Source organism: Azoarcus sp. Soil_N_20 (genome assembly GCF_057656155.1).
The window spans coordinates 1-18709 of the sequence record NZ_JBDGKX010000018.1 but is presented as its reverse complement, the minus strand read 5'-3'; the positions used below and the strand labels follow the sequence as shown (position 1 = coordinate 18709).

The 18709-nt window shown below is 65.4% G+C and carries 16 protein-coding genes, 1 tRNA gene and 1 pseudogene; 8 read left to right on the top strand and 10 right to left on the bottom strand.

The annotated features are described in order from the left end of the window. Nucleotides 1–214 precede the first annotated feature (214 nt). The 4 genes from ccoS to AC3A35_RS24125 form a co-directional block, all read right to left on the bottom strand. Nucleotides 215–454 (bottom strand): cbb3-type cytochrome oxidase assembly protein CcoS, encoded by a 240-nt coding sequence (gene ccoS / locus AC3A35_RS24140; RefSeq protein ID WP_487439090.1) that lies wholly within the window; start codon nt 452–454, stop codon nt 215–217. Next, on the bottom strand, nt 455–2944 hold the full coding sequence (locus AC3A35_RS24135; protein WP_487439089.1) for a heavy metal translocating P-type ATPase: 2490 nt from the start codon (nt 2942–2944) through the stop codon (nt 455–457). A 175-nt stretch (nt 2945–3119) separates the two neighbouring features. After that, complete coding sequence (locus tag AC3A35_RS24130; protein ID WP_487439088.1) at nt 3120–3887, bottom strand: 3-hydroxyacyl-CoA dehydrogenase; 768 nt, start codon at nt 3885–3887, stop codon at nt 3120–3122. Nucleotides 3888–3986: 99 nt separating this feature from the next. Beyond that, nucleotides 3987–4901, bottom strand: a complete 915-nt coding sequence (locus AC3A35_RS24125) for a LysR substrate-binding domain-containing protein (RefSeq protein ID WP_487439087.1) — start codon at nt 4899–4901, stop codon at nt 3987–3989. A 110-nt stretch (nt 4902–5011) separates the two neighbouring features. On the opposite strand from AC3A35_RS24125, the gene AC3A35_RS24120 reads away from it, so the two are divergent. Then, entirely contained in the window at nt 5012–6124 is a 1113-nt protein-coding gene (locus AC3A35_RS24120) for an S-(hydroxymethyl)glutathione dehydrogenase/class III alcohol dehydrogenase (protein WP_487439086.1), read from the top strand. A gap of 2 nt (nt 6125–6126) precedes the next feature. Further along, entirely contained in the window at nt 6127–6975 is an 849-nt protein-coding gene (fghA, locus tag AC3A35_RS24115) for an S-formylglutathione hydrolase (protein ID WP_487439085.1), read from the top strand. Between the two features lie 103 nt (nt 6976–7078). On the opposite strand, the gene AC3A35_RS24110 is transcribed toward fghA, so the two are convergent. The 3 genes from AC3A35_RS24110 to AC3A35_RS24100 form a co-directional block, all read right to left on the bottom strand. Continuing rightward, complete coding sequence (locus AC3A35_RS24110) at nt 7079–8260, bottom strand: acetylornithine transaminase (RefSeq protein WP_487439084.1); 1182 nt, start codon at nt 8258–8260, stop codon at nt 7079–7081. A gap of 69 nt (nt 8261–8329) precedes the next feature. Continuing rightward, nucleotides 8330–9601 (bottom strand): MFS transporter, encoded by a 1272-nt coding sequence (locus AC3A35_RS24105; RefSeq protein ID WP_487439083.1) that lies wholly within the window; start codon nt 9599–9601, stop codon nt 8330–8332. Then, on the bottom strand, nt 9598–11052 hold the full coding sequence (locus AC3A35_RS24100; protein ID WP_487439082.1) for an NAD-dependent succinate-semialdehyde dehydrogenase: 1455 nt from the start codon (nt 11050–11052) through the stop codon (nt 9598–9600). Before AC3A35_RS24100 ends, AC3A35_RS24105 begins: the two co-directional genes overlap by 4 nt. 352 nt (nt 11053–11404) lie before the next feature. On the opposite strand from AC3A35_RS24100, the gene AC3A35_RS24095 reads away from it, so the two are divergent. After that, nucleotides 11405–12088 (top strand): DUF3334 family protein, encoded by a 684-nt coding sequence (locus AC3A35_RS24095; protein WP_487439081.1) that lies wholly within the window; start codon nt 11405–11407, stop codon nt 12086–12088. A 50-nt stretch (nt 12089–12138) separates the two neighbouring features. On the opposite strand, the gene AC3A35_RS24090 is transcribed toward AC3A35_RS24095, so the two are convergent. The 3 genes from AC3A35_RS24090 to AC3A35_RS24080 form a co-directional block, all read right to left on the bottom strand. Continuing rightward, a tRNA-Thr gene (locus AC3A35_RS24090) sits at nt 12139–12214 on the bottom strand. A gap of 67 nt (nt 12215–12281) precedes the next feature. Next, entirely contained in the window at nt 12282–13454 is a 1173-nt protein-coding gene (locus tag AC3A35_RS24085; protein ID WP_487439080.1) for an HD-GYP domain-containing protein, read from the bottom strand. A 300-nt stretch (nt 13455–13754) separates the two neighbouring features. Further along, entirely contained in the window at nt 13755–14687 is a 933-nt protein-coding gene (locus tag AC3A35_RS24080; protein WP_487439079.1) for a LysR family transcriptional regulator, read from the bottom strand. 164 nt (nt 14688–14851) lie between these two features. On the opposite strand from AC3A35_RS24080, the gene uraH reads away from it, so the two are divergent. The 5 genes and pseudogenes from uraH to AC3A35_RS24055 form a co-directional block, all read left to right on the top strand. Beyond that, nucleotides 14852–15202: a hydroxyisourate hydrolase gene (uraH, locus tag AC3A35_RS24075; RefSeq protein WP_487439078.1), complete on the top strand. Its 351-nt coding sequence runs from the start codon at nt 14852–14854 to the stop codon at nt 15200–15202. A gap of 32 nt (nt 15203–15234) precedes the next feature. Continuing rightward, nucleotides 15235–16428 carry a urate hydroxylase PuuD gene (locus tag AC3A35_RS24070; RefSeq protein ID WP_487439077.1) on the top strand — a complete coding sequence of 398 codons (1194 nt, stop codon included), beginning with the start codon at nt 15235–15237 and terminating at the stop codon, nt 16426–16428. Between the two features lie 43 nt (nt 16429–16471). Further along, nucleotides 16472–17005: a 2-oxo-4-hydroxy-4-carboxy-5-ureidoimidazoline decarboxylase gene (uraD, locus tag AC3A35_RS24065; protein WP_487439076.1), complete on the top strand. Its 534-nt coding sequence runs from the start codon at nt 16472–16474 to the stop codon at nt 17003–17005. A gap of 17 nt (nt 17006–17022) precedes the next feature. Continuing rightward, the gene (locus tag AC3A35_RS24060) at nt 17023–18060 is read left to right on the top strand and encodes a BMP family protein (protein WP_487439075.1); all 1038 of its coding nucleotides are present in this window, start codon (nt 17023–17025) and stop codon (nt 18058–18060) included. 35 nt (nt 18061–18095) lie between these two features. After that, a pseudogene (locus tag AC3A35_RS24055) lies at nt 18096–18709 on the top strand (allantoicase); the annotation flags it as partial.

Sequence of the window (18709 nt, the reverse complement as noted above, 5' to 3'; positions counted from 1 at the left end):
CGGAAGTTACACAATTGCCGGAAAGTGACCGTTGGTCCGGATGCATCAGGACGATGTACCAAAAAAAAAGGGTGCGTCTTCAACGCACCCCCAACCCCAACAGAGAGACAGAATAACCGTGTCGGACGGCTGCCACTTCCGCAGCAACCCTGAAACCATGGGCGAAGTATGGCCATATCCCCTAGGGCGCCCCTTGACGTAGATCAAACAAGGTTTACTCAGCGGAATCTGATCGATTCTTCCCGCCTGATTGTGGGTTTCCGGCGCGCGTCGCCTCATCCGTGGCCGCATCTTCGCGATCGGCAGGAAACTCGTCCTTGTCGTCGAGCAGCATGCGGTAGGCCGGTCCTTCCAGGTCGTCGTACTGACCATTGCGCAAGGACCACCAAAATAGCGCTCCGATGATGAAAACCAGCACGACAGACAGCGGAATCAGCAGATAGAGACTTTCCAATTAGTTGCCTTCGCCCTTGCGCGGCAGGCGCTGCAGCCGCATTGCGTTGAGAACCACGAGCAGTGAGCTGCCCGCCATGCCGATCCCTGCCATCCACGGGGTCACGAGCCCCGCCATCGCCAGCGGCACCGAGATGAAATTGTAGGCGAACGACCACCACAGGTTCTGGCGGATGATGCGGATCGTGCGCCGGGCCAGATCCGCACCTGCGCCCAGCCCGGCTAGGTTTTCGCTCAGCAGCACGATGTCGGCCTGATTGCGGGCAAGATCAGTCCCCCCACCCATCGCGATCGAAACATGAGCCTGTGCCAGTACCGGGGCATCATTCACTCCGTCGCCGACCATTGCGACCACGACCGAGGGCCGTGTCTGCAGATCGGCGATGAATGCCTGCTTGCCCTGGGGCGTCATGCCCCCATGCGCATCGTTGATGCCGAGGCTATGCGCAAGCGCGCTCACGACCTGCGGCGCATCGCCCGAAAGCACCGTCATCGGGGTGCGCTCCGCATTCAGTTTGCGTGTCAGCTCGGACGCCTCCCCCCGGGCGATATCGGCCAGCCGGAACAGACCGAGCCAGCCGCTGCGCCTGCCGAGCGCGACCACCGTACCGCCGCGCTGCTCGAGCACGGCGACTTCGCCCGGAACCGCCCCCCCCAGTCGCGCCGCAACGAAATCCGGACGACCGATCCAGACCTCTTCATCACCGGCGCGGCCCGACACGCCCTGGCCAGTCACCGCCACGACGTCGCTCACCGATGGCAACACGACATCACCGGCTGCACCACGTAGACCGGCAGCGATCGGATGCTCGGACCCCTGTTCGAGCGCGGCCCCGAGGCTGCACAGCTCGGCCTCGGGCAGCGACGACAGCGGCACGACCTCCTCGAGCGTCATCCGTCCCAGCGTAAGCGTGCCGGTCTTGTCGAACACGAAGTGGTTTGCGTTTGCCAAGGTCTCGATCGCATGTCCGCGAGTCACCAGCACCCCCATGCGCGCGAGGGTATCGGTCGCTACCGTCAGGGCCGTCGGTGTTGCCAGCGACAATGCGCACGGGCAGGCCACCACCAGCACCGACACGAACACCCACAGTGCGCGCTGTGAGTCGATGAAATACCACGCGATGCCGGTCATGAATGCCAGCGCGAGCAAGACGACGATGAATACGACGGCGACCCGGTCGGACTGGGTCGCCAGTTTGGGCTTCTCGGCCGACGCACGTTCCATCAGCCGACGGATGGCCGCCAGCCGGGTTTCGTCGCCGACCTGATCGACCCGGAACACCAGCGGGCTGGAGACGTTGATGCTCCCCCCGGTCAGCAGGTCGCCGCGGCGCTTGGGCACCGGCCGGCTCTCGCCGGTCAGCAAGGCCTCGTTGGCCTCGCCCTGGCCGTCGATGACCACCCCGTCGGCCGGCACCACTTCGCCCGGCCGCACCCGCACGCGGTCGCCGGGCACCAGTTGCGAAACCGGCACGCGCTCGCTTACCGGCTCGGGCCAGCCGGGCAGCCGGTCGGCGAAGGCCGGCAGCACCTTGCCCAGTTCCTCGACCCCGCGCACCGCTTTCTGGCGCGCCAGCATTTCGAGATAGCGTCCGCCCAGGAGAAAGAATACGAACATCGTCACCGAGTCGAAGTAGACCTCCGGACCGTTGGTCAAGGTCGCCCAGAGACTGGCAAGAAATGCGCTTCCGACCCCGAGCGCCACCGGCACATCCATGCCGAGGCGGCGTAGCTTGATATCCCTGAGCGCCCGTTGAAAGAAGGGCGCTGCCGAATAGAGCACCACCGGCAAGGTCAACAGCAGGCTCGCCCAGCGCATCAGCAACTCCATTTCCGGCGCCATGTCGCCCTCACCCGCCACATAGACCGGGAAGGCATACATCATGACCTGCATCATCCCGAAACCGGCGACGAACACTCGCCACAGCATCGAGCGCCGCTCCTTGGCAGCGAGCTGCTCCGAGCGAGCGGCATCGTAGGGATAGGCGCGATAGCCGATTGCCTGAACCGCCGCGAGGATATCCGAGAGCTTTATCTGGCGCTCATCCCAGCGCACCCGGGCTCGCCGGGTGGCATAGTTGATCTCGATCGCCGACACCCCGGGCTGGCGGGCCACATGCTGCTCGTTGAGCCACACGCAGGCCGCGCAAGTGATGCCTTCGAGAATCAGCGAAGCCTCGCGCTCGTGCTCGTCGACCGGGCGGACGAAGCTCTTCTGGAAATCCGGATGGTCGAACAGCCCCAGCTCCTGCAGTTCGACCGGCATGGCCTCGCGCCGGGTTTCGGGCATGGCGTCGCGGTGACGGTAGTAATCGACCAGGCCGTTATCGACGATCGATTGCGCCACTGCCTCGCAGCCGATACAGCACATGCGCCGGTTCCTGCCATCGACGCGAACGTAGTGGTTGGTATCGGACGGGATCGGCAGACCACAGTGATAGCAGTCGCGGTCTTCTTCGACGGCGACGGGAGACGGTTGGGCTGTATTCATCGAGTTGGGAGACCTCGGCAGGGACGCCGGATTTCCCGGGGCGCACGGAAAAGGGAAGCGCCGTTTTAGCACATTTGCCCGGCGCGACCAATGCGCTGGCTCAGACAATGAAGCATTAGGGATGCCGGCGGCCCGATCGCTGACGCCTGCACCCCTGCCGGCCCCAGAAACCGACCTACTTCGCCGCCATCCGGATCGCGCCGTCGAGGCGAATCACCTCGCCGTTGAGGTAGGCGTTCTCGATGATGTGGCGCACGAGGGCGGCAAACTCGGCCGGCTTGCCCATCCGCGACGGGAACGGAACCGTCTTGCCCAGCGAATCCTGTACTTCCTGCGGCATGCCCATCAGCATCGGCGTCTCCATGATCCCGGGCGCAATGGTCATCACCCGAATGCCATAGCGGGCCAACTCGCGCGCCACCGGCAGGGTCAGCCCGACCACGCCGGCCTTCGAGGCGGCGTAGCCGGCCTGGCCCACTTGGCCGTCGAACGCGGCCACCGAGGCGGTGCTGACGATCACGCCGCGCTCGCCGCCATCGTCGGGCGCGGCCTTGCTCATCACGTCGGCCGCGAGGCGCATCATGTTGAAGCTGCCGATCAGATTGATGCTCACCGTGCGCGCAAACGATTCCAGCCGGTGCGGCGCTTCGCGTCCCACCACCTTCTCGGCCGGCGCCACACCGGCGCAGTTGATCAGACCGTTCAGGCTGCCGAAGCGCAACACCGCGTGGTCGATCGCCGCCTTGGCGCTCGCCTCGTCGGTCACGTCGGTGGAGATGAAAGCCGCGGCCGAACCCAACTCTGCGGCAACGGACTCGCCGGCCTCCTTGTTGACGTCGGCCAGGATCACCCTGGCGCCGGCCTCGACCAGCATCCGCGCAGTCGCGGCCCCGAGTCCGGACCCGCCGCCGGTGACCACGAACACGCCATTTTCGATCTTCATTCTCCGCTCCTCTCAAATCGGCTTCAAACCGGAATATCCAGCCTCGAAACATAGTTCCAGTTGACGTAAACGTCAACACGACCGAGCCCCCTGCTCCGATCAGATCTGCAGGTCGTCCGGCCCGGCACCACGGTACTCGGGCCGCTGCGGCAGCGCGTCGCGCAAATGGTCGACCAGCAGCCGCACCTTGGGCGACAGATGCCGCTGTTGCGGAAACACCGCCCATACAGCCGTATGCGGCGGCTGGTGTTCCGCCATCAGCGCCTGCAGCCGCCCGTCGCGCAAGTGTTCGAGCACGTAATAGTCGGGCAGCTGGCACAGGCCGAAGCCGCGCAGGGCGGCGTCGAGCACCGCCTGTCCGCTGTTGCAGCGCCAGTTGCCGCTCACCCGCAACGTCTGCTCCTCGCCCCCGGACTGAAACACCCAGGTATCCGAGGTCCCCACCAGGCAGTCGTGGGACTCCAGGTCTGCGGGGCGTTGTGGCACGCCGCGGCGCGCGAGGTAGGACGGCGCCGCGCACAGATACATCACCCGCGGCGCCAGACGGGTCGCAACCAGGCGGGAGTCGGCCAGACGGCCGAGCCGGATGGCGAGATCGTATCCCTCCTGGACGATATCGAGCATGCGGTTGGTAAGCTCGATTTCGACCCTGACCTGCGGATAGCGCTCGATGAAGTCGTTCACCAGGGGCACAATGAAGCGCTCGCCGTAGGTCAGCGCCGAGGTCATGCGCAGCAGGCCCTTGGGGGTACCGCCCAGATCCTGCACGGCGTGCAATGCTTCATCGAAACCGTCCTGCAGCCGGCGACAGTGCAACAGGAAGGTCTGCCCCGTTTCGGTCAGGGTCACGCGCCGGGTGCTGCGATAAAACAGCCTGGACTGCAGGCGCTCCTCGAGCCGCGCCACCAATCGGCTCACATGTGAGGTCGACACTCCCAGACGTTCGGCCGCAGAGGCAAAATGGCCACTGTCAGCAACGGCAACGAAGGCGTCCACGCCCTCCCATCGATTCATCTCCGTCTCCATTTATTGCTGGAAAGCAACAATATATTGCCTTCCCGGCGATTGTCCCAGCAAGCTGTTTTCCTACAATATCAGGTTGAGCCATCCAAGGAATCCGCACCATGATCAAGTCACGCGCCGCCGTTGCCTGGGCTGCCAAGCAGCCCCTCGAAATCACCGAAGTCGACGTCGCTCCTCCCAGGGCAGGCGAGGTGCTGGTGCGCATCGTTGCTACCGGCGTATGCCACACCGATGCCTTCACCCTGTCCGGCGCCGACCCCGAGGGGATCTTCCCGTCCATTCTCGGCCATGAGGGCGGCGGCATCGTCGAGGCCGTCGGCGAAGGCGTCACCTCGGTGGCCGTCGGCGATCATGTGATTCCGCTGTACACGCCGGAATGCGGCAAGTGCAAGTTCTGCCTGTCGGGCAAGACCAACCTGTGCCAGGCGATTCGCGCCACCCAGGGCAAGGGCCTGATGCCCGACGGCAGCAGCCGGTTCAGCAAGAACGGCAAGCCGATTTTCCACTACATGGGCACCTCGACCTTTTCCGAATACACCGTGCTGCCCGAAATCTCGGTGGCCAAGATCCAGAAGGATGCCCCGCTGGAAAAAGTCTGCCTGCTCGGCTGCGGTGTCACCACGGGGATCGGCGCCGTGCTCAACACCGCCAAGGTCGAGCCGGGCTCGACGGTCGCGGTGTTCGGGCTGGGCGGGATCGGTCTCTCCGCAATCATCGGCGCCGTCATGGCCAAGGCCGCGCGCATCGTCGCGGTGGATCTCAACCCGAGCAAGTTCGAGATCGCCCGGCAGCTCGGCGCCACCGACTGCATCAACCCGCTCGACTACGACCGCCCGATCCAGGATGTCATCGTCGACCTCACCGACGGCGGCGTCGATTATTCCTTCGAGTGCATCGGCAACACCAAGGTCATGCGTTCGGCGCTGGAGTGCTGTCACAAGGGCTGGGGCGAATCGATCATCATCGGCGTGGCCGGCGCCGGCGAGGAGATCTCCACCCGCCCCTTCCAGCTGGTGACCGGCCGGGTATGGCGCGGCTCGGCCTTCGGTGGCGTGCGTGGGCGCAGCGAACTGCCCGGCTACGTCGCCCGGGCGCAGGCCGGCGAGATTCCGCTCGACACCTTCATCACCCACACCATGGGGCTGGAGGACATCAACCACGCCTTCGAGCTGATGCACGAGGGCAAGAGCATTCGCACCGTGATCCGGTTCTGATCGTGAGCACGCACATCGGACAGATCGGCGCCAACCGCAACTTCGGCGGTTGGCACAAACGTTTCCGCCATCGTTCGAGCGCCCTCGACTGCGACATGGTGTTCGCCATCTACCTGCCGCCGCAGGCGGAGCATGGGCAGGTTCCGGTGCTGTACTGGCTGTCGGGCCTGACCTGCACCGACGAGAACTTCATGCAGAAGGCCGGCGCGCAGCGCCTCGCAGCCGAACTCGGCATCGCCATCGTTGCGCCCGATACCAGTCCGCGCGGCGCCGAGGTGCCGGGCGACCCGGACGGCGCGTGGGATTTCGGCCACGGGGCCGGCTTTTACGTCAATGCCACCCAGCAACCGTACGACCGCCACTACCGGATGTACGACTACGTCGTGCACGAACTGCCGATGCTGGTCGAGGCCAATTTTCCGGTAAGCGATCGGCGTGGTATCGCCGGCCACTCGATGGGCGGACATGGCGCGCTGATCAGCGCGCTGAAAAACCCGGGCCGCTACTGCTCGGTGTCAGCGTTCGCACCGATCGCCAATCCGGCGGACTGCCCGTGGGGGCAGAAAGCCCTTTCACGCTACCTCGGCGCGGATCGTGCCGAATGGCTGGCCTGGGATAGCTGCGCCCTGCTCGCCACTGCGCACGAGCGCCTGCCGCTGCTGGTCGACCAGGGCGAAGCAGACGGCTTCCTGGACGAGCAACTCAAGCCCGAGGCACTACGCCGTGCGTGCGAGGCGGCAGGCCACCCGCTGACCCTGCGCCTGCAGCCGGGCTACGACCACAGCTATTATTTCATCGCCAGTTTCATCGATGATCATCTGCGCCATCACGCCGCCGCCCTGAAGGCCTGACATGACGACGCCGGGCGAGCCCGGCGTTTCGCTTCCTGTCCTTATGCGCGGTGCCCTCCCCCGCGCTACCGGACGGCGGGCAATCAGCCCCGACCACGCCGGATCAGGCGCGCAACAGGCCGTCGAGGATGTCGATCATGCGGTCGATCTCGGCAGTACTCACCGTCAGCGCCGGCATGAAGCGCAGCAACCCGGGGCGCGGCGAATTTAGCAACAGTGCGGTCGGTTCGGCATGGAGACCGGCCCTGACCAGATCGGGGCCACGTTCGCGATCGAGCACCAGCGCCCGCAACAGGCCCGATCCACGCTCTCCGCCCAGGCCGTGGCGCTGCGACAGTTCGTTCAGACGCCCACACAGATAATCGCCACGTGCACGCACCTCGGCCAGGAAACCGGGCGCGATGAGTCGGCGCATCACGGCCACCCCGACTGCAGCCATCAGCGGATTGCCGTTATAGGTGCCGCCCTGGTCACCGGGTTCGAAGCAGCACACCGCCTCGGTGGCCAGCAGCGCCGCCAGTGGCACGCCGCCGCCGATTCCCTTGCCCAGGGTCATGACGTCGGGCTCGATGCCGGCATGCTGATGTGCGAACAGGGTGCCAGTACGGCCCATGCCCGACTGCACCTCGTCGACGATCAGCAAGATGCCACGGGTTTGCGTCAGCTCGCGCAGCGCGCGAAGAAAGGCCGGATCGGCCGGAATCACCCCACCCTCGCCCTGCACCGGCTCGAGCATGACGGCGACCGTCTTCGGCCCGATCAAGGCCTCGACCGAGGCAAGCTCGTTGAGCACCGCCCTGGGGAAACCCGGTACCTGTGGCGCGTAGAGCGTGTCCCAGCCCGGCTTGCCCGAGGCCGACATGGTCGCCAGCGTGCGGCCATGAAAGGAATGGTCGAAGGTGATGATCTCGTAGGCGCCATCACGATGGAGCCGCCCCCATTTGCGCGCCAACTTGATCGCCCCTTCGTTGGCCTCGGCGCCGGAGTTGGCGAAGAACACGCGGTCGAACGACGAATGGGCGGTCAGCAGCCCGGCCAGTTCGATCATCGGCCCGTTGTAAAACGCCGGGCTGGGATTGATCAGCTTGGCCGCCTGGGTCGTCAGTGCCTCGCGGATCTCGATCGGGGAGTGGCCCAGACAATTCACCGCCCAGCCCTGGACAAAGTCCAGATAGGCCTTGCCCTGCGCATCGAACAGCCAGGAACCCTCGCCGCGCTCGAACAGGATCTCGGGTCGTTGGGTGATGAACATCAGCGCGTCTGAATCGAATTCACCGTACTTCATGCAGCAACTCCGGAAACACCTGCAGTTGAAGGAAAGCCGTTCGTAATCATCTCGGTCTGCTTTTTCCGGTCAATGACCCTCGCTGGCACGCAGCACCACTTCGGTCCGCAGACGAGTGACGATGCGCAGGGTCCACGCGAAGAACAGCACCAGCAGCACGCCCTCGATCAGCATCGCCGCCTGCACGCCGATGCGCGCCGCAATCAGCCCGGCCAGCAGGCCACCGATGGCGTCGAAACCGAAGCGGGTCGAACTGAAGAAGGACACCACCCGGCCGCGCAGATGATCGGGCGCCATGCCCTGCAGCAGCATGTTCACCGCCACGTTGCAGATCGAGATCCCGAAACCCACCGCCGCCATCGCCACCAGCGCCAACCACAGCATCGAATTGTGGGAGAAGGTCACGAGGCCGAGCGCGCTGATTCCGGCACCTGCCATCACCACCTTGATCAATCCCGGCAACCCTTTGCGCGTGGCCAGGAACACCGTACCGATGAACGCCCCCGCCCCCGCGGCCCCCCACAGCCAGCCCAACATGCGCGCATCGCCACCGAACACGTCCTTGGCGAACACCGGCAGCAGCACCGCATAGCTCGACGCGGTGATATTGACCGTGGCCAGCACGAAGATCAGCATCCGCACCGGATATTCGGTCCACACATAGCGCAGCCCCTCGCTGAACACCTTGCCCATCGAACCGAGTGCACGGGGCGAACCGACGACCCGAATCCGCGCCACCCCGATGGCGAGCGCCGCAAACGAGAGCGCATTGATCGCGAAGCACACCGCCTCCGAGGTCAGCCCCAGCAGCAGCCCCGCCAGCGGCGGCCCGAGGAAACGGCCCGAATTGAACAGCATCGCGTTGAGCGCAAGCGCATTGGGAAGGTCCTCGCGGCGCCCGACGAAGGCGCTGATCTGCGACTGGCGCAAGGGGGTATCGAAGGCATTGAGCACACCGAGCGTCACCGACATTGCCACGATCAGACCGGGGCCGATCGCTTCGAGTGCGGTCAACACCGCCAGCACCGCCGCCTGCAGGCCGAGCAGGCCCTGCACCACGATCAGCAGGCGGCGCTTGTCGTGGCGGTCGATCCACGCCCCCGCCAGCGGCCCCACCACCAACATCGGCAGCAGCGCGGCGAAGGTGGTCACCCCGAGCAGGGCGACCGACCCGGTCAGGCGATAGATCAGCCACGACAGCGCCACCTGCTGGACCCACGAGCCCAGAACCGACACCGCCTGACCGAAAAAGTAGAAGCGGAAGTTACGGTGACCGAGCGCACGCAGCGGCCCGGGCCAATTCCGTTTGCCGGGTAGGGGCGGAACCGCAGAGGTAGTCAAAGGCCGCCCATCGCGAGGTATTTCACTTCGAGGAATTCATCGAGGCCATGGTGCGAGCCTTCGCGTCCCAGGCCGGACTGCTTGACCCCGCCGAAGGGTGCGACCTCGGTCGAGATCAGGCCGGTGTTGATGCCGATCATGCCGTATTCGAGTCTGCCCGACACCCGCCACACGCGGCCGATGTCGCGCGCGTAGAAATAGGCCGCGAGGCCGAACTCGGTATCGTTGGCCATATCGATGGCCTCGGCCTCGGTGCGGAAGCGGAACAAGGGCGCCACCGGTCCGAAGATCTCTTCGCGCGCCAGCGCCATCACCGGGGTCACGTCGGCGAGGATGGTGGGCTCGAACCAGGTTCCGCCCAGCGCATGGCGCTTGCCGCCGTACAGCACGCGTGCGCCCTTCGCCGTCGCATCGGCGACCAAGGCCTCGACCTTGGTCGCGGCGACCTCGTCGATCAGCGGCCCCTGGGTCACGCCGTCGTCGGTGCCGCGGCCGACTTTGAGCGCCGCCACCGCCGTGACGAGTTTCGCCGCGAACGCGTCATAAACGCCGTCCTGCACCAGAATGCGATTACTGCACACGCAGGTCTGGCCGGCGTTGCGGTACTTGGAGGCGATCGCGCCGGCAACGGCGGCATCCAGATCGGCATCGTCGAACACGATGAAGGGCGCATTGCCGCCGAGTTCCAGCGACAGCTTCTTGATCGTCGGTGCGCACTGCTGCATCAGCAGACGGCCGATTTCGGTCGAGCCGGTGAAGGTGAGCTTGCGCACCACCGGGCTGGCGGTCAGCACACTTCCGATCGCCACCGCATCGCCGGTCACCACGCTGAACACGCCAGCCGGGACCCCGGCCTGCTCGGCCAGTACCGCCAGCGCCAGCGCGGACAGCGGGGTCTGCTCGGCCGGCTTGAGCACCATCACGCAACCGGCCGCGAGCGCCGGCCCGGCCTTGCGGGTGATCATCGCCGAGGGAAAATTCCACGGAGTGATGGCCGCGCACACGCCGACCGGCTCCTTGACCACCACGATGCGACGATCGTTCGACGGCGACGGAATCACTTCGCCATAGGCCCGTTTGCCCTCCTCCGCGAACCACTCGAGAAAGGAGGCCGCATAGGCGATCTCACCTTTTGCCTCGGCCAGTGGTTTGCCCTGCTCCGCGGTCATGATGCGGGCCAGATCCTCCTGGTTCTCCATCATCAGTTCGAACCAGCGGCGCAGTATCCGGGAGCGTTCGCCAGCAGTTTTTCCGCGCCACGCGGGCAGCGCACGCGAGGCCGCATCCACCGCGCGCCGGGTTTCGGTAGCCGCGCAATCGGGCACCTGCGCCAGCACCTCGCCGGTGGCCGGATCGGTCACCGGAAAGGTCGCGCCACCTTCGGCGCTCACCCATTGGCCATCGATATAGCAGGACTGCCTGAGCAGTTCGGGATAATTCAGTTCTAACATGGTGAATCCTTGATGGAGACGTCGACAGGCGCACGACTTGGCTGCCGCCCGTCGTCACCGTATGGGGCTAAACGCTCGGTGTTCAAATTCAACAAGAACGGCGACCGGCCGGTTGCCATTCTTGCCTTCCTACCCGCTGGCAGCAAGGGGAAACCCTGGCTACCAGGGCCCGTTCCGCACATTGCATGCTGTAATGGGCACATCTGTGGCTGGCATTCGGGCGACACCCTGCGTGCAACCTGACCGCCCGCCTTTGAGTGGCACGCGTGGCCGGTTCGGCCACAGCAGCTCCATGTCCACGCGGGCACTATGTTATACACTTGGTCATACTTCCACAGCCCGCCGCTACCCCATGAAAACACAAGAAAATGCCGCCGTAATCGGGACCGAAGATATCCTGCGGAGCCTATGCGATTCGGTATCCAGGGTCATGACCGCGGCCACCCGGAGCCAGATTCGCTATTCCAGCATGGTCCAGCGGATCACCAAGACCTGCCTCAAGCCCGATATCGGCTGCTTTGTCCTGTTCGACGGCGGCTTTTCCGGTCTGGTGGTCATCAACTTCTCGGCCCAGGCCGCCATGGAGCTGTATGAAAGCTACATGGTGAATATGGGTATGTCGAAGGATGAACTGGCCACTTCCTACACATCGGACGAGGTCAGCAATGTCATGGGCGAGCTGATGAACCAGATCGTCGGCGACTTCACCGGCAAGGTCGCGCGCGAGCTGCAGACCCATATCACCCAGAATCAACCCAAGATGCTCGCGCTCAACAAGCAGGTGATGCTGAGCGTGGACACCAATCTCGACCAGCCCGAGTCCCGCCGCGTGACCTTCCACACCGGTCGCAACAACATCTTCTACCTGGAACTCGCCATGGACCGGACCGAGTTCATCAAGCTCAATGACTTCGAGCCCCAGGAGGCCCCCGACCCGGACGAGTTGATTGCGCAGGCCAGGGCAGAATCCGTGTCGCCCCCCCACGCCGCCGAGTCCGACGACCACGACGAACTCCTGAAGTCGCTTGGAATGTAGCGCAACAACGGAACAAGGGCTTAGAGAAAAATCCCTAAGCCCTTGATTTCTGGTGCTGCTGACCGGAATCGAACTGGTGACCTACTGATTACGAATCAGTTGCTCTACCGACTGAGCTACAGCAGCGAAGAGGGCGGAATATACAACAGGCCGCCGCCGCGTTCAAGCATCCCGACAGGGCGGGCGCTGTCGCTCAGTGGGCCAGCGCAGGCGAACCCGGCTGTTGCCGGCGGTAACCCCAGATGGACTGCCAGTCGTATGGCGGCAGGCGCGGCTGGTCGTCGTGCGCGTAACCCTGGATGCGGCAATCGCGCGGGCCGATACGACGCGGGCGCGGGCTGTGCTGCGGTCGGCCATGGACATCGAGAAAGGCGAGCACCTCGCGCGGGATTCCACCCGGCTCGGACGTACGCCGGCTGATGATCGCCATCTCACCGTTGGACAGGCGCACGACGCTGCCCGGCGGGAAGCTGCCCAGGCGCCCCATCAGCAGGCGCGCCAGGGTCAGATCGAGAGATGCCAGATCCAGCCCGAACACATGCTGGAGCAGGCGTTCGGCGTCGCGCGCCTGATGGATGCTCCAGAACAGCGGGCCGCGCCGCCGGCGCTCGCTCAGACGCGCGGCGAGCACGTCGGCCACACGCAGCATGCGGGCCTGCAGGACGATCTCGCCACGCATCAGGCCAGCGGGGTAGCCGCTGCCGTCGAAGTTCTCGTGGTGCTGGGCGACGGCGAGCCGCCAGGCTTCCGGCAGACCTTCGGTGGCAGAAAGCAGCCGTTCGGCATGAGCCGGATGCGCGACAAGCGCTTCCCGATCTGCGGACGATGGCGCACCGACCAGTGCGAACATCTCGTCGTGCAGGCGCATGCTGCCCAGGTTCATGGTCAATGCCGCGCCGATGAGTTCGATCAGTTCGGGCTTCGCAAACCCGTGTGCGCAGCCGAGCTCCGCGGCGAACAGCGCGGCCAGGATTGCATGGCAGACGCTCGGCCGGTCGAACGGCACCATGCGCGCGAAGCCGATGCAGGCGTCGGCATCCAGCGACCAGACCGCGTGCGTTTCGCCGGCGAGCGAGCGCAACTCCGCGGCCGTTGCGGCGCGGCCGCCGCTTGCGAGTTCGTCGAGCGTCGACAGGGCTTCGCCGATGTCGTGCAGCGTCCGCAGCGGATCGGCCGAAGACACATGCGCCGCCTGCGAGGCACGGCAGTACAGACGGCGACTGCCGGGCACGAAATCCATCGCGGCGCTGATCGCCGCCCCCTCGCGCAACAGCAAGGTACCGCGGACATCGAAGAAATCGCAGGGCGCAGGCTGCCCGACCCATCCGGGGGGGAGCGCAACGGGGCGCAGGATCGAATCGGACATCTCTAACCTCCGGATCATGCCGGCAAGCACTTGGCAGCTTGCCGGCTACGCTCCCTCAGCGAGTTTCATGCCAAGGGACAGAGGGCAACAGGGATCGTCCGGCCGCTTGCCCTCAAGCGCGCAATGGCGCCATCCGCGGTGGAAAGGCAGGCTACGCGAGATGGCGGCCGGCGCGCGCATCTGCCATTGCCCGCTCATGCGCACAGATTGCCGGCAATTCTTGCCGCACGTCGCCCCCGGTTGCCGGAGCACAGAGCGGAGTGCCCGCTATCGCGCCGAAGCGCGATCGGCCGGTTCCACTCAGGCCGTGTGGATGCTGCGACCGCAGTCGCTCAACATCCGCCGCAGCCAGCGGTGCCCTGGCGAATTGTGATTGCGCTCGTGCCACAGTTGGTAGAAGCGCATCGGCGGAAAGGCGATCGGTGACGGAATGATCGCAAGCGGGAGGAGTTTCGCGTAGAAGGTGGCGAAATGTCGTGTGGTGGTGAACACCAGATCGGTGTTCTGCAGCAAGTAGGGCGCCGCGGTGAAGGACTGGACCACGATCCGTTCGTCGCGATTGATGCGCTGCGACGCCAGCACGCTGTCGATCACGCCGCGCTGGCTGATCGAGTAAGGCATCGGCACGACATGCACTGCGCGCAGATAGTCTTCGGCGCTCAAGCCCTTGCGCGCCAGCGGGTGATGCGCCGATACGAGGCAGACGATCTCGTCTTCGAGCAGCATCGACAGGTGCATCCGGTCGGGTGGCTCGGGCCAGTTGCCGATCACCACATCGAGATCGCCCTCGGCGAGCGAGCGCTCGAAATCGACGCTGGGCCCGAGCGCATGCAGGGTCAGCCGCGCCTGCGGCGCCTCGCGCCTGAACCGCTCGACCACGCTGGAGACGAACACCGGCGCCAGATAGTCGGGCGAACCGATGCGGAATTCCTGGCGCGATACCTGCGGCTCGAAGGACTCGGCGCCTGCGGTCATGCGATCGATCTCGGCCAGTGCGCCCTTTGCATGCGACACCAGCGCCAGCGCACGCTCGGTGGGCACCATGCCGCCCTTTTCGCGCACCAGCAACGGGTCGCCCAGAATCTCGCGCAGGCGCTTGAGCGCCGCGCTGATCGCCGGCTGCGACTGATTCAGCTTCAGCGCCGTTCGCGACACGCTGCGCTCGTTGATCAGCAGGCAGAATATCCGCAACAGATAGGTATCGAGTGGATCGTCGCCACGCCGGATCACCATGGTTTGCGCTCCTTGTCTCCGTATCCTGTCCGCGCGGGACAGCCGCCATGAAAATAAGCGAGAGCATATATCACTTATAACGACATCAAGATTTCCATAAGAGCCAGGCGTCGTAGACTGCAACGCATCAGCCGCAAGAATTTCAAGGACCGGGAGACAGCACCATGGGACGACTCACCACACACGTACTCGACACCGCAAGGGGCAAGCCGGGCACCGGCATTGCCGTCAGCGTCTACCGGCTCGATGGCGAGCGTCGCCAGGTCGCCAGCACCGTCACCAATCACGACGGGCGCTGCGATCAGCCACTGCTCGAAGGTCCGGCGCTGCAAGCCGGCCGCTACGAAATCGTGTTCGCCGCCGGCGACTACTTCCGCGCCCTCGACGACGCCCTGCCCGAGCCGCTGTTCGTCGATGAGGTCGTGCTGCGCTTCGGTGTCGCCGCGCCCGACCAGCACTACCACGTACCGCTTCTCGTGTCTCCGTGGAGCTATTCCACCTATCGCGGCAGCTGACGCGGCCTCCCGCACACAGAGAGCAAACAACGATGGAAACCTACCTCCTCGACTGGGCCAACCTGCTGTTGCGCTGGGTCCATCTGATCACCGGGATCGCCTGGATCGGGGCCTCGTTCTACTTCGTGATGCTGGACACCTCGCTCAAGGCGCCACAGAGGCCCCAGGATGCAGCGCGTGGCGTGTCCGGCGAACTGTGGGCGGTGCACGGCGGCGGCTTCTATTGCAGCCAGAAATATCTCGTCGGCCCCAAGGGCGAACCGCTGTCCAGCGACCTGCACTGGTCGAAGTGGGAGGCCTACAGTACCTGGCTGTCGGGCTTCGCGCTGCTGGTGCTGATCTACTGGGTCGGTGCGTCGAGCTACCTGATCGACAATCAGGTGATGACCTTGGCCCCGGCTGCCGCGATCGGCATTTCGGTCGCTGTCCTCGTTGCCGGATGGGTGGTGTACGACGTGCTGTGCCGCAAGCTGATCGGCCGCGACACCGTGCTGGCGGCGATCGTGTTCGTGTTCGTCATGGTCTGCAACTGGCTGCTGTATCAGCTGTTCTCGGCCCGTGGCGCCTACATCCACGTCGGCGCAATGCTGGGCACGATGATGGCGGCGAACGTGTTCTTCCACATCATTCCCGGCCAGAAACGCATGGTCGAACAGATCCGCAGCGGCAAGGAGGTCGACACCCTGCCCGGTATCGTCGGCAAGCAACGTTCGGTGCACAACACCTACTTCACCCTGCCGGTGCTGTTCATCATGATCAGCAACCACTACCCGATGACCTACGCCAACAAGCACGGGTGGCTGGTGCTCGCGGTGCTGATGCTCGCCGGCGTGCTGATCCGCCAGTTCTTCGTGCTGCGTCATCGCGGCCAGGTGAGCTGGTCCCTGCCTGCCGCCGGCGTGGCGCTGATTGCGCTGCTGGTGGTGGCGATGGCGCCCAGCCCGGTCGATGCCGGTGGCGACAAGGTGAGCTTCTCGGCAGTCAAGCAGGCCATGGCACAGCGTTGCATCGCCTGCCACGCCACCCAGCCCACCTGGGAGGGCTTTGCCCAGGCGCCCAAGGGCGTGATTCTCGAAACCCCCGAACAGATCGGCCAGCACGCCGCCAAGATCGCCGAAACCGTGGCCAGCGGCTACATGCCGCTCGGCAACCTGACCCACATCACCACCGAGGAACGCGCGCTGATCGCCACCTGGTTCGCCCAGGGCGCAAGGCTCGCCGACTGAATCCCCGCCGCCCATCCGCCGCGAGACCGCCATGACCCGAAGCATGTCCCCACCCATCTCCCTGCCTGCGCTGTCGGCACTGCCGCGCGAGGCGTTCACTGCCTGCCTCGGCGAGATATTCGAGCATTCGCCATGGATCGCCGAACGAACCTGGACGGCCCGCCCCTTCGACGACGTCGATGCCCTGCACGCAGCCATGGTCGCGGTGGTCGAGGGTGCCAGCGAAGCCGAGCAACTGGCGCTGATCCGCGCCCACCCGGAACTCGCCGGCAAGGAAGCCGCCACCGGCACGCTCACCGAAGCCTCCACCGGCGAGCAACGCGGCGCCGGCCTCGACCAGTGCGGCGCCGAAGAACTGTGTCGCCTGCGTGGTCTCAACAGCCGCTACCGGGAGCGCTTCGGTTTCCCCTTCGTGATCGCGGTAAAGGGACTGACCCGCTACCAGATCATGGATGCGATCGAGGCCCGGCTGAACAACGACCGCGCCACCGAGTTCCGCGCCTGCCTCCACGAGATCGCCAGGATCACCCGCTTCCGCCTCGACGCCCTTTTTGCCCGACCCCGCCTCAAACCTTAGCCCAACGGAGACCCGACATGAAAAGCGCAAACGCATTCTTCTCCCCCGCCCGCCGCCAGTTCATCGCCGCCGCTGGCGGCATCGGCGCCCTTGCCCTGATCGGTACACCGCGCACCGGCTTTGCCGCCGACACCCCACTCTCGATCGGCGCACTCTTCGCCGGCAAGATCGACGACCGCGGTTTCATGGAGGCCGGCTACCGGGGGCTCGAACGCGCCCGTACCGAACTCGGTGTACAGACTCGCTACATCGACAACATCCTTCCCCAAAAGGACATGCTCGCCGCGGCGCTGCGCGACTTGGCCGGCAGCGGTGCCAATTTGGTGGTGGCCCATGGCGGTCAAAACAACGAGGCGGCCACCCAGGTGGCGAGCGAATTTCCCGATGTCCGCTTCGTTGTCACCCAGGGCGCGGTGACCGCGGCCAATTTGTCCAGCTACGACGTGCTGCAGGAGCAGTCGGCCTACCTCGGCGGCGTTCTCGCCGGCCTGAGCACCCGCAGCGGCGTGGTCGGCCATATGTCCGGTATCCGGGTGAAACCGGGCCTCAAGGGGCGGGCCGCCTATGTCGCCGGCGTTCTCGCGGCCAACCCGAAAGCCCGCGTGTTGACCAACTTCTCCGGCAACCAGGACGACAACGCGCTGTCAAAGCGGATCGCCGAAGCGCAAATCGCGGCCGGCGCGGACATCATCTTCACCATGCTCAACGCCGGTCGCAACGGGGTCAGCGAGGCCTGCCGAGCGTCGGGCGCGAAGCAGATCGGCAACGTCATCGACTGGGTGAAGGCCGACCCCGAGGTCTTCGTCGCCTCCGCGATCGCCGATGTCAGCATCGGGGTCTTCCAAGCGGTACGCGACCTGCGCGCAGGCAGTTTCAAGGCCGGCGAGATCCGCAAGATCGGACTCGACGACACCAACGCCGTCCGTCTGTCGATACATCCGTCGGTACCGGCTGCAGTTTCTGCGAAAATTGCCGAGTACGCCGAAGGCATCCGCAGCGGACGCATCGCGGTGCCGGAGACCTATGACGGTCCCGAATTTACGGTCAACACCTGAGTCTTAGCCAGACACCGAGAACAAGGAATCAAACCATGGCCAGCCACACCCCCGGCGCCCCCGTCTTCGCCCCGCCCGCCGAACTGCCCGACTGGGCCCTGCGTTCGGTCGATCTCGCCAGCCTCCGCCTGGGTGCCCGCGCGCTCTACGCCTCCGACGACTTCTTCGCCGAGGTCGGCCGCATGCTCAACCCCGAACCGGCCCAGTTCGTCCCTGGCAAGTTCGACACCAACGGCAAGTGGATGGACGGCTGGGAGTCGCGCCGCAAGCGCGTCGCCGGTCACGACTGGGCCCTGGTCAGGCTCGGCTGCAAGGGCGTGATCCGCGGCTTCGATGTCGACACCAGCCACTTCACCGGCAACTATCCGCCCGCGGTCTCGATCGAGGCCTGCGTGTCCGCCTCCGACGAGATCGACGAACTCAAGGCCGCGACCTGGACCGAGATCCTCCCCGCCACCGCGCTCGGCCCGAGCAGCCACCACCTGATCGCGTGCACGAGCCAGGCGGCGTGGACCCATCTGCGGGTCAATATCTTCCCCGACGGCGGCATCGCCCGGCTGCGCGTCTATGGCCGCCCGGTGGGCGGACTGGAGACGGCCGGCCCCGATGCGCTGGTCGATCTGGTGGCGATGGAGAACGGCGGGCGCGC